Annotated in this window: 20 protein-coding genes; 4 read left to right on the top strand and 16 right to left on the bottom strand. The window is 41.4% G+C overall.

Annotated features, from left to right (window positions below):
* Positions 1–225 precede the first annotated feature (225 nt).
* The 4 genes from WJR50_RS03960 to WJR50_RS03945 all read right to left on the bottom strand — a co-directional run bounded on the left by WJR50_RS03960 (position 226) and on the right by WJR50_RS03945 (position 3,829).
* Positions 226–1,002, bottom strand: coding sequence for an anti-sigma factor (locus WJR50_RS03960; protein WP_341291931.1), 777 nt, complete (start codon positions 1,000–1,002; stop codon positions 226–228).
* Positions 1,003–1,254: 252 nt separating this feature from the next.
* Complete coding sequence (locus WJR50_RS03955; RefSeq protein ID WP_341292331.1) at positions 1,255–1,500, bottom strand: RNA polymerase sigma factor; 246 nt, start codon at positions 1,498–1,500, stop codon at positions 1,255–1,257.
* 167 nt (positions 1,501–1,667) lie between these two features.
* A complete protein-coding gene (locus WJR50_RS03950; protein WP_341291930.1) occupies positions 1,668–2,684 on the bottom strand; it encodes a glycoside hydrolase family 43 protein in 1,017 nt (338 codons plus the stop codon).
* 62 nt (positions 2,685–2,746) lie between these two features.
* A complete protein-coding gene (locus WJR50_RS03945; protein ID WP_341291929.1) occupies positions 2,747–3,829 on the bottom strand; it encodes a carbohydrate-binding family 9-like protein in 1,083 nt (360 codons plus the stop codon).
* A gap of 321 nt (positions 3,830–4,150) precedes the next feature.
* Here WJR50_RS03945 and WJR50_RS03940 point away from each other — a divergent pair, with 321 nt between their 5' ends.
* Complete coding sequence (locus WJR50_RS03940; protein WP_341291928.1) at positions 4,151–6,844, top strand: MGH1-like glycoside hydrolase domain-containing protein; 2,694 nt, start codon at positions 4,151–4,153, stop codon at positions 6,842–6,844.
* Between the two features lie 18 nt (positions 6,845–6,862).
* On the opposite strand, the gene WJR50_RS03935 is transcribed toward WJR50_RS03940, so the two are convergent.
* From WJR50_RS03935 to WJR50_RS03920, 4 genes are all read right to left on the bottom strand, one after another.
* Positions 6,863–7,549 carry a metallophosphoesterase family protein gene (locus WJR50_RS03935; protein ID WP_341291927.1) on the bottom strand — a complete coding sequence of 229 codons (687 nt, stop codon included), beginning with the start codon at positions 7,547–7,549 and terminating at the stop codon, positions 6,863–6,865.
* Positions 7,550–7,629: 80 nt separating this feature from the next.
* The gene (locus tag WJR50_RS03930; RefSeq protein ID WP_341291926.1) at positions 7,630–8,268 is read right to left on the bottom strand and encodes a hypothetical protein; all 639 of its coding nucleotides are present in this window, start codon (positions 8,266–8,268) and stop codon (positions 7,630–7,632) included.
* Between the two features lie 55 nt (positions 8,269–8,323).
* Positions 8,324–8,719 carry a hypothetical protein gene (locus tag WJR50_RS03925; protein WP_341291925.1) on the bottom strand — a complete coding sequence of 132 codons (396 nt, stop codon included), beginning with the start codon at positions 8,717–8,719 and terminating at the stop codon, positions 8,324–8,326.
* Between the two features lie 212 nt (positions 8,720–8,931).
* The gene (locus WJR50_RS03920; RefSeq protein ID WP_341291924.1) at positions 8,932–10,236 is read right to left on the bottom strand and encodes a phenylacetate--CoA ligase family protein; all 1,305 of its coding nucleotides are present in this window, start codon (positions 10,234–10,236) and stop codon (positions 8,932–8,934) included.
* Between the two features lie 596 nt (positions 10,237–10,832).
* Between WJR50_RS03920 and WJR50_RS03915 the strand changes: the two genes are divergently transcribed.
* The 3 genes from WJR50_RS03915 to WJR50_RS03905 are packed head-to-tail and all read left to right on the top strand — an operon-like array spanning position 10,833 to position 14,296.
* A complete protein-coding gene (locus WJR50_RS03915; protein ID WP_341291923.1) occupies positions 10,833–12,461 on the top strand; it encodes an ArnT family glycosyltransferase in 1,629 nt (542 codons plus the stop codon).
* Position 12,462: 1 nt separating this feature from the next.
* On the top strand, positions 12,463–13,419 hold the full coding sequence (locus WJR50_RS03910) for a glycosyltransferase family 2 protein (RefSeq protein ID WP_341291922.1): 957 nt from the start codon (positions 12,463–12,465) through the stop codon (positions 13,417–13,419).
* Positions 13,385–14,296 (top strand): lysylphosphatidylglycerol synthase transmembrane domain-containing protein, encoded by a 912-nt coding sequence (locus WJR50_RS03905; protein WP_341291921.1) that lies wholly within the window; start codon positions 13,385–13,387, stop codon positions 14,294–14,296. The genes WJR50_RS03910 and WJR50_RS03905 overlap by 35 nt, the downstream gene beginning before the upstream one ends.
* A 21-nt stretch (positions 14,297–14,317) precedes the next feature.
* On the opposite strand, the gene WJR50_RS03900 is transcribed toward WJR50_RS03905, so the two are convergent.
* The 8 genes from WJR50_RS03900 to WJR50_RS03865 form a co-directional block, all read right to left on the bottom strand.
* A complete protein-coding gene (locus WJR50_RS03900; RefSeq protein ID WP_341291920.1) occupies positions 14,318–14,953 on the bottom strand; it encodes an FkbM family methyltransferase in 636 nt (211 codons plus the stop codon).
* A gap of 179 nt (positions 14,954–15,132) precedes the next feature.
* Complete coding sequence (locus WJR50_RS03895; protein WP_341291919.1) at positions 15,133–16,092, bottom strand: heme-dependent oxidative N-demethylase family protein; 960 nt, start codon at positions 16,090–16,092, stop codon at positions 15,133–15,135.
* A gap of 144 nt (positions 16,093–16,236) precedes the next feature.
* A complete protein-coding gene (locus WJR50_RS03890) occupies positions 16,237–16,428 on the bottom strand; it encodes a cold-shock protein (protein ID WP_341291918.1) in 192 nt (63 codons plus the stop codon).
* Between the two features lie 79 nt (positions 16,429–16,507).
* Positions 16,508–17,431, bottom strand: a complete 924-nt coding sequence (locus WJR50_RS03885) for a class I SAM-dependent methyltransferase (protein WP_341291917.1) — start codon at positions 17,429–17,431, stop codon at positions 16,508–16,510.
* A 34-nt stretch (positions 17,432–17,465) separates the two neighbouring features.
* On the bottom strand, positions 17,466–18,731 hold the full coding sequence (locus WJR50_RS03880) for a DEAD/DEAH box helicase (RefSeq protein ID WP_341291916.1): 1,266 nt from the start codon (positions 18,729–18,731) through the stop codon (positions 17,466–17,468).
* 611 nt (positions 18,732–19,342) lie between these two features.
* Positions 19,343–21,319: a hypothetical protein gene (locus WJR50_RS03875; protein ID WP_341291915.1), complete on the bottom strand. Its 1,977-nt coding sequence runs from the start codon at positions 21,317–21,319 to the stop codon at positions 19,343–19,345.
* Between the two features lie 29 nt (positions 21,320–21,348).
* On the bottom strand, positions 21,349–23,169 hold the full coding sequence (locus tag WJR50_RS03870) for a 3-keto-disaccharide hydrolase (RefSeq protein ID WP_341291914.1): 1,821 nt from the start codon (positions 23,167–23,169) through the stop codon (positions 21,349–21,351).
* Positions 23,170–23,716: 547 nt separating this feature from the next.
* On the bottom strand, positions 23,717–25,048 hold the full coding sequence (locus WJR50_RS03865; RefSeq protein ID WP_341291913.1) for a sulfatase-like hydrolase/transferase: 1,332 nt from the start codon (positions 25,046–25,048) through the stop codon (positions 23,717–23,719).
* Positions 25,049–25,106 lie beyond the last annotated feature (58 nt).

Here is a 25,106-nt window from a genome sequence, read left to right as displayed (position 1 = left end):
TGAGTTCAATTTTATTTTTTATTATCTAAAACCACACCTTCATAATAGACAAACATTTGCCCTCAAGCCGGGCAGGCTCATACTTTTTTCATCGATAAAAAAGTATGCAAAAAATCTAGGAAAGTTTGAAACTCGCTGCGCTCAAACAGCAAACTTTCCCTCAGTGAATTTAAAAAAGCCCTTTTACTCTAAAATGGCATTATTTACAATGGTATTTTACAGCCTTTAACATATGCTTACGGTATAATGGGGGCCTTCTGAGGAAGGTTGACTACTTCCTCCTTCTTTTTCAAGAGTAAGTAAAAATGAATTCACGTTTTCTACCGCCGGCATAGCAATCATCTGAGGAAATGAACCTGGGCTGACATCAAAAACACCCAGGCTTTGCGCATTGCCTTCCGCTATTGCCCAGAGTTGATACTGATGCGCTGCATCACTGGCAGGCAGTTGGGCCGTATTCAGGTATAGTTCACCGGTATTTTCATTCCAATACACAATGGGTTGGGCTTCTAGAGCAGCTTCATCGCTTTTTAGTACAAACGACTGAAAGTCAGGATTACTGACGATAGCAAAAGCCTGGCTAAGTTGCTGCGTTTTCTGCTCCAGTTGATCGTAGCGACTTTGTAATTGCTCCAACCGGTTTTCACTGTTTTGCCAGTTGATCCAGAAATGGGCAGCAATGGCCATGGCTACCAGCTTAAGTGTAAATGTCGCAGCCACTCCGTAGCGTAAAGTATTGATTTTTTTACTCTTTTTGGCCGGCGGAGCTTCTGTTTCCTGAGCAGAAACCTTTTCCTGTATTTGATCCAGCACATGCCGGGGCGGCTTGATGGCCACACTCCTGGCCAGATGCTCTACCGATTCTTCTATCTGGAAGATTTCTCGCTGTACTTCAGGATAACGTTTTGCATAGCGGAGCACTTCCTCCTCCTCCTCGGAAGAGAGTTCTCCCAAAACATATTGCTCCAAAATACCAGACGATATGTAATCTTCTATATTCAAGCTTCTTTGCTTAATAATACTCTAATCTTTAGCATAGTAGCACGCCCCAGGCTTCTGACTTTAGCGAGTGATGCGTTTCTTTTTCTGGCTATTGCTTCTTGTGCATTACCTTCTATTCACAATAGCTGAAACAGCTTGTGCGCCCTGCTGTCAAACGCTCCTGTAATTCGGTAAAATACTTGCTGTCCTCCTTATTTTTAACAGCAGTACAACTACTTTGATTCAGATGATGGTCTTTATGATAAAGGCATTCTATGCTAGCAGGCTGCTCTTTAGCCCATCTAGGGCAATGTTCCCCTTATAGTAGGTGTAAAGACTTCTTTTCCCGACATCAAAGCTGTCAATCTTTTCCATGCTTCTCGCAAAAGTGAGCATCAGTAATTCCTCTGCCTTTGCTTCATCACCCAGCATCCTAACAATCATAGCATACAGAGGGGGCCGTAAGCATCGTACAAGTAGGAAACAGCCTCTCTGTCCATACTTTTGAAGCGACTTAATAACTCCTTCTCGTTCTTCTAGGGATGATGATCGTCAAAAAAACGCAGTATGCTTCACAACATGACTTCAGTTTGCTTCACAGAAAACATTCTAACCAACTGATGCAAGTGGCTCAGACTAATAAATGAATATAACTCATTTATGCTAAACTTATTGGCTCAATTTTATCATAAAGGATTAGCGGCTACCCCTTCATTCGTGATCTTAATTGGCTGTATCATGCCGTTTTCGTCAAAATACATGCGGTCAATACAGGTAACCCTATGATTGGCATCCGTTCTGTCCAGAGGTCGGCGATGGTATACGATGTACCAGTCGTCAGTTCCCTCAGGATGTATCACCGAATGATGTCCTGCTCCGGTAGCGATCTCAGCATCCTGCTGTAAAACCTTGCCCACCCGCTCAAAAGGACCAAAAGGAGAGTGGGCTACGGCATAGGCCACACTGTAATCGGGGCCGGTCCAGCCGCCTTCAGACCACATAAAGTAGTATCTGCCATCGCGAATGAACATAAAAGGTCCTTCCACATAATTGTCAGGCGTAATCTCTTTGAAAGTAGTGCCATCTTCAAAAGGGACGAAGCCGGTATAATCTTCATTAAGCTGCGCGATATTGCAATGCCCCCAGCCTCCGTAGATGAGGTAATGCTTTCCATCCTGGTCTTTGAACACAAACTGGTCAATAGGCTGCGCTCCATTGTGAAATTCCGGAATAAGGGGTTCTCCCAGATGATCGGTATAGGGGCCTTCCGGCTGATCGGCCACGGCTACGCCTATGCCTCCTGTCTCTTCATTGCTTTGAATGTCGTTAGCACCAAAAAACAAAAAATACCTGCCATTATTCTCCACGATGGCCGGAGCCCACATGGCTTTTTCAGCCCACTTCACACGGGTAGTATCTATGATCCGCTCATGCTTAGTCCAGTTGACCAGATCGGGTGAAGAAAAAGCATCCATAAATACCTGCTCTTCATAGGGAGCGGAGTAAGTGGGAAATATCCAGTATTGATCGTCAAAAATTATTCCTTCAGGATCAGCGTACCAGCCTTCAAAAACGGGATTGCCCGACATGGCTACGGAGTCAGTTTCCGCATTTTCGCTTTGCTGACCAGGCTGAGAGCATGCGCTGATCAAAAAAATACTGACTGATAAACTAAGGATTAGGTTTAGTGCTTTTTGGTCCATTACGTTATGTTGATTCTTTATGAATTTGTCAGAGATAAATGTACAACTTAATATTTACTACCCTACTCAATGCTCCAGACTTTGCCCTTCTCATTGATCAGCCATGTTTCTTGCGCATCAGCAGCTTTAAGACTGGCTACATAATAAGTAGGCTGAGCGTTGATTTCAACCGAATATTCCACAGGGATCTCCAGATTCAGGTCTTTTAGCTGATCCGCATATTTTTTATGGGCCTGAAAATAATCATTTTGGCGGTAATAGACTTTTCTCAACTCCCATTTCAGGTACTCTTCCTCAGGAATGGTGAAGCTTGCTGTCCCCTCCCCCACTTTAGTGTCTGAAAAAGCAAGAAAACCCCAGGTCTCGGGGCGGTGCATATTGATGTATTCCTGGGAGGTCCACACCCAATTATCTTCCGGAAAAGGCTTACCAGTCTCAGGATTGATTTTCTTTTGGTATCCATCATCTTTAATGTCTATCTGCCACTCCACCCGGGAGAAGTTGATCCGCCAGTACTCACCATCGTTGGGCATCTTGCCGTTTGCTGCTTTCTCAGCCAGTACTTTCCAGGGCATAGCAATCTCCACCGACCAGCCCTGATCGGTATCAGTAGCATCATTCAAGCTACCTTCTACATGTACTCCCGTCCTGATACTACGAATGTCCCAGGCGTTGAGCACTACATTTTTGTCATCACGGTAGGGTGCGGTCAGCATAAGGTCCCAGATGGTGTTGAGAGCGTTCATCTCAAACTCATAGTAATAATGGGTATCTCCATCAGGATCAATAAACACCTCAAAGTCATTGTCATAAAAGATGACTGCATCTCTTTCGGTCAGGGTTCCCCACACATGCGGCTCATCCAGATAGGCAGCGATGTACAGATACTGATCATCCCACAGCATTTTGGCCCGCGTCCTGAATCTTGGCTCAGGCATATGCTCTCCCTGAATGTCAATGAACTCATCTGTCCAGGCTGCTTTTTGCCAGCTTTCTTCATCCAGCTTGCCATCAATAGTCAAAGCCTCAAGGCTTTGGTAGCAAACGTATTGTTTGGGATCAAAAGTAGGGATGTGTGACTGTGCCCGCAGCATAGTACTGGTAAATATGAAAAGCACAAAAACAATTGTCAGACTTTTAAGCATATAGGTTAAGCGTGTTGAAGGCATGAATAGTGAATCAGAAAATATTCTGAGGGGGCAAAAATAACAAAACAGCTTTTATTTCATCAGTCATTAAAAACTTTCAATAAAATTCTATAAGGAAAAGCGATTCACTAAAGATAGAAAAGTTGATAAGCAGGCTGTCCTTATCAGCATGGAAATATTCTGTGCTTTATGTTATTTAAGATATTTTATATCAATACAGAATATAGATTCCAATAATCCATAATAAGCAGTATATTATTTGTAATTAATCGGCTTTGTTAATTATTTTATTCTTTACTTGTAACAATTTACAAAATTATGGAAAGCCGGGATAAACTTAAGAGAAATAGTATAGAAAAAGAGCGACTGCTGGACTCGGCTGAAAACAGACAGTGGAAGAAGTGGGGACCTTATGTGACTGAAAGACAGTGGGGTACTGTACGTGAAGATTACAGCATAGATGGCAATGCCTGGAACTGTATTGCCCACGACCAAGCACGCAGCATAGCTTATCGCTGGGGAGAAGAAGCAATTGCCGGCTTCTGTGACTTACAACAAATTCTTTGTCTAGCTCCCGCTTTCTGGAATGGTAAAGATTCCATTATTAAAGAAAGACTTTTTGGCCTTACTAATCAGCAGGGTAACCATGGTGAAGATGTAAAAGAGCTTTACTTTCACCAGGATTCCTCCCCTACCCATTCTTATTGCAGATACCTTTACAAATACCCGCAGTCAGCATTTCCCTATGAGGAACTGTTGCGGGCCAACCAACGGGACCGTACACAAGCTGAATATGAACTGCTGGATACGGATGCTTTTAAAGACAATCGTTACTTTGACTGCTACATAGAATACGCAAAAGCCGGAGTAGATGACATACTCATGAAAATCACGGTTTACAACCGTGGCCCGGTTGCAGCTCCCATACATATGCTGCCTCACCTCTGGTTCAGGAACTACTGGAAGCATAATAAGCGCTACGCTCGCCCCCAACTAAAAGCAGTTTCGCCTTCTTGTATACAGGCAACTTCCAGCAGAAATGGCAGCTATTATCTGCACCACCACGGAGGAAAACAACTGTTTTGTGAAAATGAAAGCAATGACTCTCGCATCTACAACACTGAGAATAAGTATGCTTGTGTAAAGGATGGTATAAATGATTATGTGACGAAAGGTAGTAAGTCAATAAATCCGGAAAAGAAAGGTACCAAAGCTGCAATCTGGTTTAAAGCAACCATACCCGCAGGAGGCTCACACGTTTTTAGAGTACGCCTCAGCAAACAACGCATGAAAGCTCCCTGGGCGTATTTTGACGAAGTATTTCAGCAAAGAAAGTCTGAAGCAGACGAATTTTATGAAGAGCTTACCCCAACTCATTTGAAAGAAGAACACCAGCAACTGTTAAGGAATGCGATGGGTGGTCTGCTCTGGACCAAACAATTCTACTACCTGGATGTATTCAAATGGCTTTTTGGTGAGCCGGGAGACGATCCTCCTTTCCGCCTGGATAAGAGAAACTTTAACTGGCAGCACCTGACCAATCGCCACATCATCTCTATGCCCGACAAGTGGGAGTATCCCTGGTATGCTGCCTGGGATCTGGCCTTTCATGCTACCACCTTTGTGCAGATTGACCCTGACTTTGCTAAGGAACAGCTTCAGCTGATGCTGAGGGAATACTATATGCACCCCAATGGACAGATTCCTGCCTACGAATGGAATTTCAGTGATGTCAACCCTCCGGTACATGCGTGGGCAGTATGGGAAGTGTACGAAAAAGACAAGCAAAAAAACGGTATCCCTGACTGGGACTTCTTGGAGAGAGCCTTCCAAAAGCTGCTCATGAATTTTACCTGGTGGGTCAACCAGAAAGATGTCAACGGAATTGACCTGTTTGAGGGTGGCTTTTTGGGACTTGACAATATTGGCGTTTTTGACCGGAACCACATGCCACCGGGTATCAGTAAAATGCAGCAGGCAGATGCTACCAGTTGGATGGCCATGTTTGCCCTCAATATGCTAAGAATGTCACTTGAACTGGCCAGGCACAATAATGCCTACGAAGAATCAGCTGCAAAATTTTTCCGTCACTTTCTCAATATTGCCTGGGCTATGCATCATATTGGCGAGAAGGATATCTCTCTGTGGGATGAAGAAGACGCTTTTTATTATGATGTCATACAAATGGAAAATGGAGGGACCAAACGGCTTAAGGTGCGTTCACTCGTAGGCATCATTCCCCTTTTTGCAGTTGAGATTTTCAATAAAAGTGTATTTGATCACCTATATGAATTCAAGACCCGCGCGATCAATATCGTACGTACCCGCCCAGACCTGGCATCTCTGATATCCAGGATAGAAGAGAAGAATGAAGAAAACGAATATCTTTTTTCTATACTGCGTGCCTACCGATTGGAACAACTCCTCAAGCGCCTCTTGGATGAAGATGAGTTTTTGTCGGATTATGGAATACGCTCTTTGTCAAAATATCATAAAGAAAATCCCTACATATTTGAGCATCATGGAAAACATATGATTCAGTATGAATCGGGAGAAAGTAGCAGTAATATGTTCGGGGGTAACTCTAACTGGAGAGGTCCTATCTGGCTACCGCTCAACTATCTGATCATCCAATCCCTGCGTAAATATTATAAATTTTACGGTCCTAACTATTTGTATGAGTTTCCTACTGGCTCAGGTGTAAAACTCAATCTAAAGCAAATTGCAAATGAGTTGAGCAAAAGACTCTTCAGGATATTTGAAAGAGATGATGATGGTAAGTTCAGGTACCACACTAAACATTCTTACAAACAGTATGCTGATGAGGAGCACTTCAAAAATCATCACCTTTTCTACGAGTTTTTTGATGGTGATAGCGGACAAGGCTTAGGTGCTTCTCATCAGACTGGCTGGACAGCTCTCATTGCAAATCTCCTACTGGAAATGGAGGATGAGAATGTAGAAGATTTGGTAAGTCCACAGATTCATAAGAAAGAAAATCAGCAAGAATAATACGTAATCTACAAGTTGTTACTTTTCAATATTCTTTTGAAAGCTTAATTCCATATTGTTCAATTCAACCGCACACAACTTATTATACTCTCTCTTGGGGTATACGCAACCGTTATCAATTCCCAGTACAGGAAATTCTTCTAATTCGTTGATATTTTGTCTGATTCTATCCCGGGTATGGATACGGTGCCCATGCACGATAATTCTATCTCCTAACCATTTTCTATTCACTTTGGGATGATCATCAAACGACCATAACAGACTCTCTTTGTCTTCCAACGGCTTATCCAATTCAAAATTTACTCCTGCATGGACGAAAAGAAAATTCTCTTTTTCCAGAAAATATTCCAGCGATAATATAAATTCAATATACTTATCCTCAATATCGCTTGCTGACTTGGCCCCAAAACTCCTTAATGTGTTTTCCCCACCATTCCAGTGCTTCCAGCTTTGCGCTTCCGGAGAGAGCGGGTAACGTAGCGCGTGCAGCAGCATCACCTCATGGTTACCAAGCAGACAATGCACGTTATATTTTTCTTCTTTAAGCTTAAGGATTAAATCAATTACTTCTTTACTAGCAGGTCCACGGTCAATGTAGTCACCTAATAGGTACAAATCATCTGCTTTATCTAAACCGATTTTCTGTAGCAAAGCCTCAAAAGTATGGTAACAACCGTGTATATCACTAATTGCGAAAGTCCGCATATGTACTTACAGCTTTTTTGATGTTAAGAAAAGACTCTAACTTCACTAAACTAAATAGTAGTAAAAAATTCCATTAAAGCTCAGTTCGTTTCATTTTTGCTGAGGTATTCTTGACAAAGCTGAGGCATTTTATCAAAAGTATAATCTTTCCATGCACTAAGCTGATCTCTGACGTATTCTGCCCATCTCTTTTGGGCTTTGGAATTAAGACCGTACATAGTTTCCTCATCATACTTATCTTGAAAAACATGGGCAGCCTGAATCAGACTGTCTCTCGTGTACAAATATTGGTCAAGCGTATTATCGTCAGACTGAGATAATGTTATCAATTCTTTTCTTAAGTAACGTGCAAACAACTCAGCTATATCAAAGTGAATACTTTCATGTTTAAGCAACTGTAAGTTTGTGCTGTCCCAGGTAAAAGAATGCTGCTTTCTTACAGCTACATATACATTCATACAGGAATCAATATGCCATAAGGAAGGAGTATAAAAATATACCAGTGAGGTAAGCGTTTTAATCTTCAAACCATACTTAAGATCTTTCTCCTCAGGAGGTTTTTTGAAATCTGCCCATTGCAGAGAATCATTTGCGCTCCAGACTTTATATTTATCATCGCTGATGCTCAATTGCTGAGCAAAGCTTACAATAGACAGCATCGCAATAATAGAAGCGGTAAGTAAGAGGCTACGCAAGATATTGATAAACATTACTGACATTATGCTGAATCTTAATAGCAACAGACACCTATATAAAGTAAAAATTTGAAGTGAATTATCCTAGACTATTTTGGATACAGCGAACAAAACTGGAATTGATCAAACTGGTGTTAATAATATGGTCTGGCGCAAACTCATTCACAGAGTATAGTGGGACCTGATCATATAAGCTATCTTCCTGTTTTTTAATCGCAATAGTACGTTTTGCATTCCCATACCAGTCTATGATTCGGGAAGAAAAAACTTTCTCAATCTTTTCTCTTTGGTAACTATATAATGTCTCAGAAGAAGTAAAAATCACTGGAATGGTTAGCTTCTTTCCTGCCTGAATAAAATAGTCAGCCAGAGATTCCTGAGAACTGGGGGTAAGCGAATATTGCATTAGGAGCAAACTCTTGATTCCCTGATAGTACCACTCAACATTTTCCTGTTTAAGATGGTAACTGGACAAATAAAGTGTCTTGGTAAATTGGTCGTATCCAATTTACAGTAGATCGTAAACTAAATCTTGATTGCTACTGGATATCCGAATTGGATTTATTCAGACCAAATGAATTGATTTTGTACTTGGTAAGCGTTAAAAAATAGTTTTCTTCTTAAGAATTAGTAAAAGGTGTGTAGCAAAAATTTTATTATTGCTATTTCAGTGAAGGTCTTTGTTTCTCAATTAATAACTGAAGCCTGTACATTTATTTTCTCAGATTGTGTCTTGTTTACAATCAGTTTGAATTTGCCAGACTTAGATTTAATAATCTGATCTTCATTAACGTAGCGGATTGTGTAGTGTAAGTTTGATCCGATGTACTCTTCCAATTGTTTCTTTAGTAAAGCTTCATCTTCGCTGCCATAATCATCCGTGACAACCACATTGACATAATAAGTATAATCATCTTCTTGTACAATCTGGCTAAGCAATACGTGGTCTACCCCATCAAAAGCACCGCATAGTAATCCTATACGTGTACCGTCCGGTAGTAATAATACATCATCACTTCTGCCCTGTATCTCCTTAACCCGCTCACCTGAGTTTGTCTTTGTCCCTTCATCCAGATGCACTATGTCATCTACTTTATACCTGATCAGAGGAAAACTGGAATTGATCAAACCGGTGGTGATGATATGGTCTGGCGCAAACTCATTCACAGAGTATAGTGGGACCTGATCATATATGCCATCTTCCTGTTCTTTAAGCGCAATAGTACGTTCTGCATTCCCATACCAGTCTATGATTCGGGAAGAAAAAACTTTCTCAATCTTTTCTCTTTGGTAACTATATAATGTCTCAGAAGAAGTAAAAATCACTGGAATGGTTAGCTTCTTTCCTGCCTGAATAAAAAAGTTAGCCAGAGATTCCAGAGAACTGGGGTAAGCGAATATTGCATTTGGGCCAAAACTCTTGATTCCCTGATAATACCACTCAACATTTTCCTGTTTAAGATGGTAACTGGACAAATAAAGTGTCTTGGTAAAAGGGTCGTAGACATCTTTTTCATGAATATTCAGATTAGCCCTTATTACTACTGTCTTCATGCCAGGATAGTGCCCGAACTTGATACGGTGGGCCCATTGATACGCTCCTTCTTCAACTACAGATTGATAATCTCTATATACCCTTACTGTATAACCTGAGGTTCCACTTGTATTGGCTTTTATTTTATTAAATCTATTTCCTACAAAAATTTCCTCCCTATTGGGTACCACATCATGTTTGGTAATGACAGGGAGATATTTCAAGTCACTCACAGATTTAATCTTGTCAATATTAACCTTATGTTTCTTGTATAATAAAGCATAAAACATAGAGTCGTGACTTGCTTTATGTAGTAAATGCATCAGCTTTTTTTCTTGCAAACTATTTAGTTCTGCTTCACTTAGGCTTTCAAGCTTTTGCACTTCTTTAAGTCTCTTATAAAAGAAAGGGCTATATCTAAGTTGTTTGTCAAAGAATTGTGATAGTACTTTTTTCATGAGCCACAAGCAAAATCAATTGATTACTATGGTAAATATTACATATAAAATTATGGCTAATTTAATCAATATTCAAATAAATATTATTAAATTTTTATGAAATGCTATATCTAATAGCTTATTATATCTATGTTAAAGTAAGCGTCTTGTGTTTTGATGATGTCAGCTGATTATTTATATATCTACAATTAAGTACTCTGTAGATCAAAAATCTGCATATGATTTAAGCCCAAAATAGTGCTAGCCAAATACACAAACTGAATAACATACTGCCCACCTATTCTTTAATAGAAATTTTATCATTTTAAAAGCTTATTTTTTTGAAAAAAATTACACCCCAAAATGGATTAATTTTTCTGATTTTAATTTTTACTTCTAAGTTTCACTTTTCCGGATATGTCTTTACTCTTTTATTAGTTTAACTACGTTCACTATTTGTAATATATTAGCTACTACCTTTTTAGTCTACAGACAAAGAAGCTGTGACTCTTCCATAGAAGAGAATTAAATAAGCAGCCTTGTATTAAGCTCTCAATCATTATTTTCATAGTTTTGCACAGAAAATGGAATGATATATTTAAGCTCTTCAAAATAGAATGTCACGCAAGTCTGTTAGTACGCATGATAAGCAAGCCTTGCCTACCTTAAGCAAAGAAGAATCTTACTTGGCGGCCGGTATATTTATTCTGCTTCTTTTTGCGCTTTTTTTTCAATTGGGCGTACATCCGCTTAAGCATGAAGAACCACGCCGTGCCCTGGTAGCACTGGAGATGCTTTTTAGAGGAAACTGGATAGTACCAACCGAAGTGGGTGATCTTTATTACAATAAGCCCCCTGTATATAATTGGCTACTCATTCTCTCATTTAAGCTATTCGGAAGTTATTCAGAATTTGCAGTCCGTTTCTTTTCAGTGCTCTCTTTTCTGGGAATGGGTTTACTTATCTTTCTTTTTAGCAAAAAATACCTCAGCCTATCTTTTGGAGTATATGCTGCACTTTTCTTTCTGGTCTCGGTAGATATTCTGTACTATTTCTCACTTACAGGAGAAATAGACCTCTTTTATTCTCTCATCACATTAGCCAGCTTTCTAGCTGTTTATCATTTCTACCATCAGAAACGTTTTTGGCCTCTATTTTTTTGGGTATATCTGCTGACGGCAGTGGGTACTTTAACTAAGGGCTTACCTTCTATCGCCTTTACTGGTATCACTTTACTGACCTGGTTCATATACCAGAAAGATTTTCGTAGGCTTTTTTTGCCGGCACATTTTGCCGGAATCTTTCTTTTCCTCTTGATCGTCGGCGGATACTTCTGGGCATATAGCTTATACAATGATCCTACAGGTTTCCTTGAACGTCTGTATTCAGAGTCCAGTAGCCGTACCGCAGTAGATGAAGGAAATGGCTTTCTTAAGTTGATGGCGCATATTTTTGAATTTCCACTGACTACTCTTGTCAACATTATGCCTGCCAGCTTATTATTGATATTTATGTTTCGGAAGAACTTTGTCAATCAGCTTAAAATGCAGCCGGTAATCACTTTTATCACACTCATTTTCATTGCTAACTTCATTCTGTACTGGCTATCACCCGGAGCAAAGGCTCGTTACGTTTATATGTTGTATCCCTTTCCTGTAATGGTGCTGGTATACTACTTTCTTCTCTCTGGAGATGAAGCTAAAGCCGTTAAAGTCAAATTTCTGCACCGAATCATTCAGGTACTTATTATCATAGTAGCAGTCTCAGGACTAATTTTGCCATTTATTCCCAGTTTACAGGCGAGAGTACCCGGACTTTGGTGGGTGGGTTTACTTACGAGCGTGGGCGCTCTGGCTATTCTTTGGCTATACTTAAAACTCCCTGAGGGAAGGGTATTAAGCCTGATACTACTGTTAGTCTGGTTCAGAATAATATTTAACCTTACCGTAATTCCTGTCAGGGCAGTGGAAGGCTCCGAAGCGCAGGATAAACGCGATGCAGATAGCATCGTAAGTATTAGCAAGAATGAACCCCTTCACGTCTTGGAAGGTTCTATGATCTCGCGCACTACGGTATTTTATATTGAACGACAGCGCAGAGAGGTTTTAAATTTTGAAGAGGAAATTATTCCTGATCATTATTACATGGCTTATCAAGATTCCCTAGCTGAAAAAGGATATAATTATGAGACTTTGTACAGCTTTCAATATGAGGAAGACACCCTACAGCTCGTGAAATTTAAATAATATGAAGTTATCACTGGTCATCACACTATATAACGAAGAAGATAACGTACAACCATTACTGGAACGCATTGAGGATGCACTTCAGGGGCATGATTATGAGGTGTTGTTAGTAGATGATGGTTCTTCCGACCGTACAGTTTTTATGGTAAAAAAATATGCCAGTGAAAATGTGCGCCTCATTGTATTCAACCGCAATCACGGCCAGACTACGGCAATGTCAGCCGGAATACATTATGCCAAAGGCGAGTACATTGTGACTATGGATGGTGATCTGCAGAATGATCCACTGGACATTCCGGCCATGCTGGATAAGATAGAAAATGAAGGTTGGGGATTAGTAGCCGGTAAAAGAGAAAAGAGAAAAGATGGCTTTATCCTGAGGAAGTTGCCTAGCAAAATAGCCAATGCCATCATCCGCAAGCTTACAGGAGTATACATCAGTGACTATGGGTGTTCCTTAAAAATATTTCGTAGTGATATCGCCCATAATCTGGGCTTATACGGAGAACTTCACCGCTTTATTCCAGTATTGGCTAAGCTGCAAGGAGCCAGTGTAACGGAAATGAGTGTGAGGCATCATCCACGTATTTATGGTCAATCCAAATATGGCTTGGGACGCACATTTAGGGTGGTTAGCGATCTGATGCTCATGCTCTTCTTCCAGAAGTATATACAGAAGCCAATGCACCTCTTCGGCACTATGGGGATCATTTCCTTTTTTATCGGAGCGCTTATCAATTTTTACATGCTGATTGAAAAGTTACTGGGAAATGATATCTGGGGCAGACCTTTACTTTTGCTTGGGGTAGTGCTTGTTATCGGAGGCATACAGTTGATAACTTTCGGTTTTATGGCCGAGCTTATCATGCGTACCTACTTTGAATCTCAAAATAAAACGCCTTATCGCGTCAAAGAAGTATTTATTGGAAAAGCCACCAGTACCACAAAGAGCCTATAAGCGATATTTAAAACTGCTGCTCAAACTTGGGTTAACAGCATTAGCGCTTTATCTTGTCTTTAGAAAAGTAAATATTCAAGAAGTCTGGCAAATTCTTAAAGTTGCCGATATACTCTGGTTGATTCCCGCGCTTTTACTTTTCATTTTATCAAAGCTATTTAATGCGATTCGTCTTCAGGCTTTTTTCTCCTGTATCGGTCTTTATCTCAACACCTTCTTCAACATTAAACTGTATATGGTGGGTATGTTTTATAACCTGTTCTTGCCAGGGGGCATGGGAGGAGATGGTTATAAAATAGTGATACTGAGAAAAGTAGAAGGTGTCAGCACACGAGGACTGATTACAGCCTCTTTACTTGACAGGGTAAGTGGTGTGGTAGCATTAGGTTTTCTTACGCTCATCGCCCTGCTTTTCAGTCAGATTTATGTTTCAATTGAAGAGTGGCACTGGCTTATCTGGCTGGGTATAGTGTCGGCTTTTCCTCTTTACTATCTGGGATTAAAAATCCTGTTTCCAAAATTCATATCTATTTACTGGATGAGTTGTCTGCACTCTGTAGCCGTTCAGGTACTGACTTTAGGCAGTGTACTCTCCATTCTTTTTGCTTTGAATGTAAGCAGCGGATTCGCTGATTACTATGTATTTTTTATGCTTGCCTCACTGGCGGCAATGCTTCCCTTCACAATTGGTGGCGTGGGTGCGAGAGAAGCTGTGCTTGTATATGTTCCTCAACTGTTTGGCGCTGAACTGGCACAAGATACAGCACTTACATTAGGTCTGGTCTTTTTTCTGATTACCACAATTACTTCTTTGAGTGGAGCTTTGGTGAAACTGGAAAGCTTACACAAGGTTGCAGAGAGTGTGCAGACAAATTAACCATGATTATGTATCTGATTACTAAATCCAGTTTAGTTTAATATTAGTTATTCCTTTACGCTTTATGAGCTTTTGCAGCTCTTGAATAGGCTCCACATGAGCTTCGATTTTATTTTCATGCGTCTCAACTAAAATAAGCGCGATCTTTTTGTACAAATCCTCTTCAATAATTTTTTGTAAAAGCTCCACTTCTGCCCCTTCCACATCCATCTTCAGGACCGAAATGATACTTGACTCATCTCTTATCAGCTCAATAAGATTAATGGCTTCTACCTGTATTTTATTGCTATCTGAAACATTCTTTTTTCCCTTGACGATAGAAGAACTTACTGTAAAGTCTATATTATCACCTTCCTGATCGCTGTGCAGGTACAAATCTATTTGCCCACTATCAATCCAGACGGCTTTGGGTATACATTCTACATTTAGATTAAAGAGAAACTTGTTCTTTAAAATATTATATGCAATTGGATCAGGTTCAAATGCGTAAATCTTTGCTCCTGTGCGGGCAAAAAGAGCAGAAATGTTACCCTGATTAGCCCCACAATCAATAATGAGCGTATTACTTAAGTCTTTTTGTATCAGTGAATACAGCTTTAGATATGAAATAAGATAGGCAGCATGATTAAGAAATTTTCTTTTAAGCTTTGATACCATAATGTCGGATTGAACTCTTAACTTTTATTTTTTAGTTTGCAAATGTTAAAAATCTTCTTTTCAGAAAGAAATAAGAAACGATAATTAACCATAATACTTTTTTGTACTCATTAGTTGTTTCTTTTGCCTGTTATTGTCAATTTAAAGTACTTCCAATTCCTTACTAATTTTTACTTTTATCAGCTGAGATAAGCCTTTATATTTTCAACATCATCATTCAGCCCCTTATATTTCAAAGATGAGGAAGACATACTGCAAAGCGCTTTTAATAATGCTTTACGGTGATTTTCTTTCAATGCATTGACCTCCTCAAAATAAGTACGGATGGTAAAAAGTACAGCATTTGCTTTAGGAAAACCGCTGAGCGTCTGTCGTTCTATACGTACAAAAAGTAAGGGGTTTTCTGGATCAAAATGTCTGCCTTTCCAGGTTTCTTCTTCCCAGCCGGGAGGTGCTTCGGGGTGATGGTTGAGACGTTTATCAGTACTTAAGCCCCACGCAAAGCGTACAAACTTTCCACCTTTGATCAGACTTTGGAGCATGGGTTGGTAACGCTTACGCCTTTTTTCCATACCAGCAACCGGTAAGTGGACATCTGAAAAGGGTTTACCAATCTTATCAGCAGGAGCCCAGTGGTTAGGGGCACAGAGGTGGATCAAAGACATTTGGTCTTGCTTACCATCCCACTGCCAGATAGCAATATCTTCCTGTACCTGAAAAGCAAGTGCATCCAGCAGTGACTGATAGCCAGTATCTCCTAGAAGTTGAAAGTTATGGTCATAAATAAGCGTTTCTTTACTTAGCTTACAGCTAAGGTATGACTCACTTTGTTGATTCTTCAAAAGAAACAATGCAGGATAGGTGCTAAGCAGTTGTTGGATCATGTACGCACATACCTCTTGACAAGTGTCCTCGGGGAGGGAATCTGTTCTGACATATTTCTGAAGATTTTCGGCTCGGCATTGTTCTTTGTTTTGCCGGTAGTGCGCCCATGCAGCATCTATCTGAAAAATCCTGTGATCAGCCTCTCCATTTCCAAAATCAGTTGTTAGTTTATGTAAGCCTGCTGCAGTGCTGTAAACACCTGAAGAAAAAGGATAATAACGAGCTGTGGGTAAATCATTTAGAGAGCTACGCATCAGTAAAATTTTTACAGCCTAATCCTTTAGAGTCGTATATAAATAGAAAGTGGCTACTTCAAAAGGTCAGATTACCAGAACTGATGCCGGTAGTAACCCACTAAAGTAGCCCCCGAAAAAAATTATAAATTAGATATATGCAAACTAAGCAAGCTGCACATTTACTGCATTTAGTCCTTTTCTTCCTTCTTCCAGTTCATAAGTAACTTCGTCATTTTCTCTGATTTCGTCTATCAAACCAGATACATGTACAAAGTACTCTTTTCCTGTTTCATCATCTTTAATAAATCCGTATCCTTTTGATTCATTAAAAAATTTAACTGTTCCGTGATTCATGATATAAATTGATTTGTGATAATTGTTCTAATTTAATTTGTAAAAGCGTGCTAAAGTGTTTGAACACCTGAGTCACTCATTAGTTTGCGATTTTATTATTTTTTCGGCCAGAAACAACATACATTAACGCTCCACCAGCCGCATGAAACTCTTCATGCTCCAAAGCAATAAGTAGTTGATCTAGCTTATTTACATATTTTTTATGGTAAGAATCATAAAACTCCAAATACTCATCACCCAAAATAGCAAAATAATCTCTATTATCTGTGCCGGAGGGCGATGAATGATCACCTTCCGCCCACTGATGTAAAGTTGCCCGCTGTTCCTGATTATCATAAGGGGGGTACATGGCAATGGCCTTATCCGAAATTCTAACCTCAATTTTCTTAAACTCAGCCTGAACCAAGAGGCCAGGGAGCAGATCGCCTAAAGAGTTATCTCCATGACCATATTGTTTTTTACCTTTCTCATAAAGCAAGGCATACTTCACATGATCCATAGTTTCTTCTACTGTAGCAGTAGCAGAAAGCGAATTTCTGATCAGGTGCTGTACTTGGTTATTGGGCTCAGCACAAAGAATAATACCTCCTGGCTTCAACACTCTTTTCATCTCCGCAATCACCATTTCCGGATCGCGCACATGAATCAGTAAGGTTTGGCAGGTTACCAGGTCAAAACTATTATCTTCATACGGTAATCTGTCAGCAGAGGCACACTCAAAATAGAAAGTCCCACCCTTTTGCGCAAAATACGCTGTATTGCTATTTTGAAGATCAGACCAGATTGGATCATTATCCACGGCATGGACTACTGCCCCATCAGCCAAAAACGGATAGAGGATTTTACTCCAATGCCCGACACCACTCCCCACGTCCAGCATCCGCTGACACAGCTTCAATGAAAGACGGGAAGCCAGGGCTTCAAGAAAGCTATCATTCCACCAATGGTCACGATATCTACCGAAGTACTGTTCTGAATGGCCTAGTTTCTCTTCCCGGTTCATTAAAAATAATGCGTTTTAACTTGCAATATATTTACTACCAATTACGGGATTTTTTGTTAGAAGAGCTTTCAAAGCGCTTATGCTTAGGTTTAGCAAACTGCTTCTGCTTGGGCTGATCTCTTCTTTGTTGGTTACGTTCCTCAGCAGACCTTGGCACTGATGAGCCTATTGGGAAAGGGTGGTTATCCACAATCGGAATGCGCTTGTCAATAAGTTTGTGAATATCTCGCAAATAAGCTTTCTCCTCCTGATCACAGAAAGAAAAGGCGATACCACTTGCTCCTGCCCTACCAGTACGCCCAATACGGTGTACATAGGTTTCAGGTACATTGGGCAGCTCAAAGTTTATCACATGAGAGAGATCATCTACATCAATACCCCTGGCGGCAATATCGGTAGCCACCAACACTCTTGTGCGACGGTTTTTAAAGTTTTTCAAGGCATTCTGACGGGCAGTTTGCGACTTATTTCCATGAATAGCTTCAGCGGTGATCCCTGCTTTTGCCAGATCTTTGGTTACTTTGTTTGCTCCATGTTTAGTACGGGTAAATACTAGCGCACTTTCTATAGCAACATCTTGTAATATGTGGTTAAGCAATGCTTTTTTATTACCCTTATCAACATAGTAAACTGACTGCTGAATAGTTTCTGCGGTAGAGGATACTGGTGCAACTTCCACCTTAACAGGATTATCCAAAATTCTATCAGCGAGCTTTACAATGTCAGGAGGCATAGTAGCTGAGAAGAAAAGGGTTTGCCTTTCTTTAGGAATCTTGGCAATGATCTTTTTTACATCGTGTACAAAGCCCATATCCAGCATACGATCTGCTTCGTCCAGGACGAAAAGCTCCAGCTTTCTTAAATCTATTAAGCCTTGTTGCATGAGATCCAGCAAACGTCCGGGCGTAGCCACTAGTATGTCGGGACCTTTTCTCAGAGCATCAGTTTGCGACTTCTGCGACACTCCGCCAAAGATAACTGTGTGCCTGATGGGTAAATGGCGACCATATGCTCCAAAACTCTCATCTATCTGTATAGCCAGTTCGCGGGTAGGCGTTAAGATAAGTGCACGTATAGGGTTGCGAAATTTACCTCTCGGTGCTTGCTTCTCCAGCAATTGCAGCATGGGGATGGCAAATGCGGCAGTTTTTCCGGTACCGGTTTGTGCGCAACCCAAAAGATCTTTTCCTTGTAATATGGGGGGTATAGACTGTGCCTGAATAGGCGTAGGTTTACTATAACCTTCCTGATGGAGCGCCTTTAAGATAGGCTCTATCAGATGCAATTCGTTAAATGTCATTCGTAATTATTAAAAATAAGGCTGGCCTAAATGCAAGAGGGTCGTACAGACGGGAACTTAATTCATCTAAAACAGCAAATGTTAGTGAGCAGGCTGCTCCTGCTAATGATATATACACAATTAATCACTAAAGGTAGTTCCTTTAGTGTAAATATATTTCAAAATGCGAAATATTATTTTACAAAGGAAGGCATAAAAAAGGTTTATACAAAATATGTGTAGGAAAACCACTACTCAGCTGAAGAGTCTTCGTGGCCTAATTTTATGTTGAAGCCAATTCTCACAGCATTTAAGCAGGCACAAGAAACTTATTTTAAGCTCACGGTGTGCTTCATGTATTTTGTCAAAAATATGTAATACGTAGACTTACACATTCTGGCAGAAACTAAAAAGAGATGAGAATCATTTGCATTAGCTTACTCTAGTGAGTATGCTAAAGGTACTAGAATCACTCATACCAACTTACTCTAATGAAGTGGGGTAAGATAATAGAGTGGCTTACGACAAGTTACTTTAGTGCAACACTGAAAGTCATTAGTATGCAAAAAGAAAAAGCCTCCCCACCCTAATCAGGCAGAGAGGCTTCGTAGAATATTTAACTTTATCAGATGTTATTTCCCATCCAGTGAGTTGATCCAATCGGCGATTTTCAATGCTTCACCCTTGGGTACTTGGGGCATTGGAGGCATCTCAGTAGCATAATCAGGCCAGTTTTTAGGCTGAGGCACATAAATCAGCTCTACGATTTCCTCGTTAGAATACTTGCGTTTGGCAATCTCCTTAAATGCAGGCCCTACCTGGCGACTGTCCGTATTATGACAGGCAGTACAGGTATTGCTGGTCAGCAAAGGTTCAATTTCTGCAAAGGTAGGCGCAGCGGCTTTTTCTGTAGATGCTGTAGCATTTGCAACTCCGTTGCCGGGACCATCTGGTGAAGTCAGGTTTTTAGGCGCCTCTTTTCTGTTGGGAAGTGTGGCGCTGGTCTGCTGGCTGGCAGAATTGAAAGTACTTACTTCACTGAGCTGAAGCTTCGGTCCTTCAGGGATATTATTTAAAGTATAATAAGCAGTAGGGTGTACCAGAGAATAAAAATGTTCTTTCTCACGGACTCCCGATAGGCGAATAGTATGTACATGATAGCGTTGCAGGCCCTCTACAATAATTCTGGCCTTCATGCCATCTTCAGATACTTTTACTCCCTTTACCACTGCATTTTCATTTCTTACAGGAGGGCTACCGTATACCGGATGATATTTATAGATATAGCTATACACATCATAAGAAGCAATATCTTCAGCAGACTTGCGGTCTACGGGCTGAGTGAATTCTATCTCAAAACCATCGGGCATGGCCTTCACGGTCTTCATTTCAAAAGGCACTCTCTTGTTCCAAACCAATCTTTGCAAGCCTTCGTCGGCAGTACCGGCAGAACCCCAGCCACGGTTGGTTTCTCCTACAAAAAGGGATTTATCCTGTCCCCAGGCCATACGCAATACACCAGACTGGAATCCGCCTCTGAAGTCAAAAGCTACGCCCTGATACTCACCATTAACTTTTTCCAATACCACTCTTGAGATCTTGCTTTGTCCCTGATCACCTACCAGCAACTGACCTTCAAAAGGGCCGAAATGATTATCAGGAATCTGTACAATTTCAGAGTTAGAGATTCCCAAAATTCCGTGAGGTAGCCAAACAGCAGGAAGCTTTAACTCTGAAAATTCATCCTGAAGCTCATATGCAGTTACATAGTCTTCATTCTGCACATTTTCCGGCTTAATGTATCTTCCGTTTTCATCTTTCTCCACCCGGGGATCTACCTTAGCATATACCTCTTCAGCACTAAGTTTTACTGGAGAATTAGGCTTGGAAGTCCAACGTAGGCCGGCAGGATGCCCCAACCAATCTCCTTTCTCTACGTGCCACACTCCACCTGAGCCTACCCAGTCACCCTGATTGTCAGTATAAAAGAGTTCGCCATCAATCATTCCCAAGCCAGCAGGAGAACGCACGCCAGCTGCCCAGGGTACTAATTCGCCTTCTTGAGTTACTTTCATGATCCATCCTCTCCAGGGCACTCTACTCTCACCAGCCCACCACTGCTCATCGCCGAAGGCTACGTTGCCCGAAACGAAAAAAGAGCCGTCAGGCGCGATTTTAGGGCCATAGCTGTACTCATGGTAGTGACCGGAAAGGGGCCAGGCATATACAGTTTCGTACACATCGGCCTTGCCGTCCATGTCGGTATCTTCCAGGCGGGTCAGTTCACCGCGCTGCGCGCAGTAGAATGAACCATCTTTGTAGTTTAATCCCAGAATCTCGTGCAAACCGGAAGCAAACAAGCGAAAGAAAGGTTGATTACTGCTGGGGTTTTCTATGACATAAATATCTCCTCTACGGGTAGAAACGCCCAAATCTCCGTTGGGCAACACTACCATTCCTCCTACTTCTAAGAGTACACCTTCAGGAACAGGCACTCGCATGATGTTGAAGTAATCTTCTTCCTGGGGAGATTCCTGGGCAAATATGTTCAAACTCATAGTCAGCATTCCCATAAGGAAAATGCTAAGCTTTGATAATTTTTTATGCATTGATTTCATTTTTTTGATCTCGTTTGGGATTAGAAAAGAATGGAGTAGGACAGTTTATCACGCAGGGGCATGATCAGCTGCTGCTTACCGTCTACTTCTCTAACTGTAGGTTTTGCATTACCTGTACCTTCCAATTTTAGATAGTATGCTTTGTCATCTACGGCATACATACCGTTTTCCATATCTTTGATGGTGCTGCCTTCTGCCAAGCGTACATACAGGTTATCGGCAGGTTTCTCCACGCTTAGCTCTCTGCGAAGCCCTTTTCCTCCTTCAGTGGCTCTTATCTCATCATTTACCATCACTCCGTTCATCAGATAGCGGAAGGTAGGCCGGTTATCCTGATCCATGATGTAGCCCTTAGGACGGTACTGGGTAGTATCATCATTCCAACTGGCATTGGCTGAACTTAAGGAAGATACGGTCATCTCCGGATTACTCAGATATTGTACAGAACCCAATGGACGGCTGGTACCGTTACCACGGCTGTTCCACATGGGCGTAGCATCCAAAAATCTACCTCTCCATACCTGTACAATAGTACCATGGTCAAGGTCATAGGTATAATGAATCTGCTCGGGGCTGCCCACAGAAATGGCATGTACTACAATTTCATTGTCAGGCAGCCTCATAAAGCTTCTCAAAGTAGTGTTGACCGTAGCTTCTTTCAGAATTGGGTTGGCTGAGTTGCCTCTCTGAAAATCATCTTCATCACTGATGATGGTCTCACGTAGGGCAGGTCCTGAAACGGTTAAACCTAATGCAGGCTCCATCCAGCTTACATATTTATAATACACCAGTTCAAAAGGAGTACTTCCGGCCTCTAAATTAACCATTGCGCTGCCATTGTTTCTGGCTTCACTGATTACTTCTTTTCCCCCTACGCTTAGGTAGCCTGCACCACCAGGAACTACCAGATTGAAAGTATATTCTCCGGCCTGATCCGCGTTCATATTTCCCTGATAACGGATCAGGATATTGTCTGCGTCAAAAGGAAGATTTGAGGTAAGTGCAGCGGATTCTCCTTCCAAGGTAGCCTCCAGTTCATCAAAGTCAGGTTTTTCTTCAAACTCTCCGTCGTACAGGCTGAATTTCAGATCTGATAGGGTTGGATATTCGCTATCAAAGGTGGTATAGCTGATATTTTTGAAAGCCACCGCACCATGGTCACCCTGGATACGTAGTGGGCCTTTGGCCACTTCTTCCTGAGCCATGGCACCACGGGTAGGCCCCTGTAATTCTACATCTTCGTGTATAGTTACACCATTGAGTTCTACCAACAGTATCCTGGCATTTTCAGTTTTGTTACCCTGAGCATCAAAGCGTGGAGCCTGAAATGAGATTTTTAGATGCTGCCACAGGCCGGGTGCTTTGCTTACGTTCTGACGAGGAGGAAAGCCCTGATATCCTTTTTCACCCTCAGGCTGACTTTCGTCCCATCGTTCATAGATTCCGCCATTATCACCGGATGAAGGGTATTTTTTACCCCAGCTATCCAGAAGTTGTATTTCGTACATTCCCTGCAGATAGATACCTGAGTTAGAGCCTTTGGCCATCATATAATCCAACTCAAGGTCTATATCTCCATGTTCCAACTTGGTATACAAGTCTTTGCCTTGCCTGCGTTCCGTAGGCTGGTTGACAAGTACGCCTTTCCCTTTCGTAGTCTCTAGCGTATTGTTTTCTTCTAAATCTGCCGAGACACTCCCTACAATTGACCAGGTTTTTCCCGGATCTTCAAAGGCAGATAAATCATTGAGGTCAATCTTTCCTGCCTGCCCGAAAGCAGTCTGCGAAATCAATGCAAGGGTAAAAACTCCTGAAGCTATACGCAGCAGCCATCGTTTCAAATAATTAAATTGTGTTGTTTGCATTTGCAATTCAAAATAAGGTTAGAATACAAAATCCGTTGAGCGTGTACGTTAACATGCCCAACACTTAATGAGGTTTTATCATTATTTTAAGTGACAAAAATAGGCTTAGAAACTTTATATGCCAGTCTTTTTTGAAAATACCTTCAGCTTGGTCGTTCATCTCTGTTACGATATACAGTATGGGTCTATCAAGGGCAGAAACAACCTCTTTCAGCACCCTTCGCCGGGATAGTAAACGTTCTAAATTCATGCTAATTGCCTTCTTTATCATATTTTGAGGCCACACTTATCCTATATGAATACGCTAATTCTGGCTTAGGCAACAACAAAAATTTCAGCAGTTCCAGAGGCGGGTTAACTACTCTTAGCAGAAGAGTTGATAGAGGAAAAGGTTGTTTTTTCATGTAAAATGATAGATTCACATTTTTAACAATCTTCCAAAAGTAAAGATTCAGCTCTGGTAAAAAAACGAAAAAGGCAGGATTGTCCCTACCTTTAGAAGAATTTGGTATCCGTATGCTAGCTAGTGCTGAGAGAACTGCTCAGCCCATTCTTTATGAAGCAATTCCATCTCTTTCACTTTCTCAGGCTGCTGTTCTGCCAGGTTATTCATTTCAGAAATATCTTTAGCCAGATTTACCAGAAAGTATTTTTGTCCTTCGGGTATAGGTGCTTTGTCGGTGGGATCGTAAGGGTTGCCAATCAGCTTCCAGTCTCCCTGCCGTACTGCCCACTGCTCTCTGCCAGTTGCCCAATGAAAAGTGTCATGAGGAGATGAAGCTTCATTTGAACGAATGACTGGGAGAATGCTATTTCCATCCAGGTCTGTTTGATTGAGCGGAACATTACAAAGCTCAGCAATGGTAGGATACCAGTCTACGCCTACTCCTATCTGCTCCCGTACTTCGTTTTCAGGAAGTTGTCCAGGCCAGCTAACGATCGCGGGTACCCTGATGCCTCCTTCAAACAGGCTGAATTTGGCTCCCCTGTAAGGTCCCGCATTGCCTCCCCCGCCAAAAGTACGTTCTTCAACTGAGTGCCCATGATCTGACATCAGGATGATGATGGTATTTTCTCGTAAACCAAGTTCCTCCACCTTACTGACGAGTTCACCTATTTTCTCGTCAGTGGTAGACACAAAAGCTGCATACTCGCGGCGGGGGAATGGTAAATCCTTATAATGCTCCCTCCACTTTTCTTCTGCCTGCAAAGGGTAATGAGGCGTATTGATCGCCCAGTACAGAAAGAATGGTTCTTCCTGATGCTCCTCCATAAAACTGCTGGCTTCCTTCACCATAAGATCAGGAAAAAACTGTCCATCTCTGAAAATCTCTTCTCCGTTTTGCCAGAGGTCGTGGCGATTTGGCCCATTCCAGTAAAAGAAGTGAGAATAGTTGTCAATGCAACCGCCCATATGGCCGAATGAGTAGTCAAAACCTTGTCCGTTGGGCATGGTTTCGGGCGTATAGCCCAGGTGCCATTTGCCTACATGGCCGGTGGTGTAGCCTGCTTCTCTGAGCATTTCGGCAATAGTCACCTGCTCGGTAGGCATTCCTGCATGCCCCTCGCTGGAAGATGCATTTCCGGGCAAGCCTGCTCTTTGTGGTACCTTTCCTGTCAGTAAGCCCGCACGGGATGGAGAGCAGACCGGTGCTGCTGAATAAAACTGGGTGAACCTCACCCCTCGTTTTGCCAAAGCATCCATATTGGGAGTGGTCAGATCTGTGGCTCCGTAGCAGTTCATGTCTATGCTACCCTGATCATCAGTATAAATTAAAATAACATTAGGACGTTGATTTTGAGCAAAAAGATTAGAAACAACACAGATAAAAAATGGTAAAAGCAGATATCTCATTATGGTGTTAAGGTTCTAGGTGCGATAGTTTTAAAGTGCAAGGGGGTATTAGTGTTAT

The organism is Catalinimonas locisalis (assembly GCF_038039535.1).
GTDB lineage: Bacteria > Bacteroidota > Bacteroidia > Cytophagales > Cyclobacteriaceae > Catalinimonas.
Note: the sequence above shows the minus strand (reverse complement) of the source record. Positions and strands in the feature narration are given on the sequence as shown.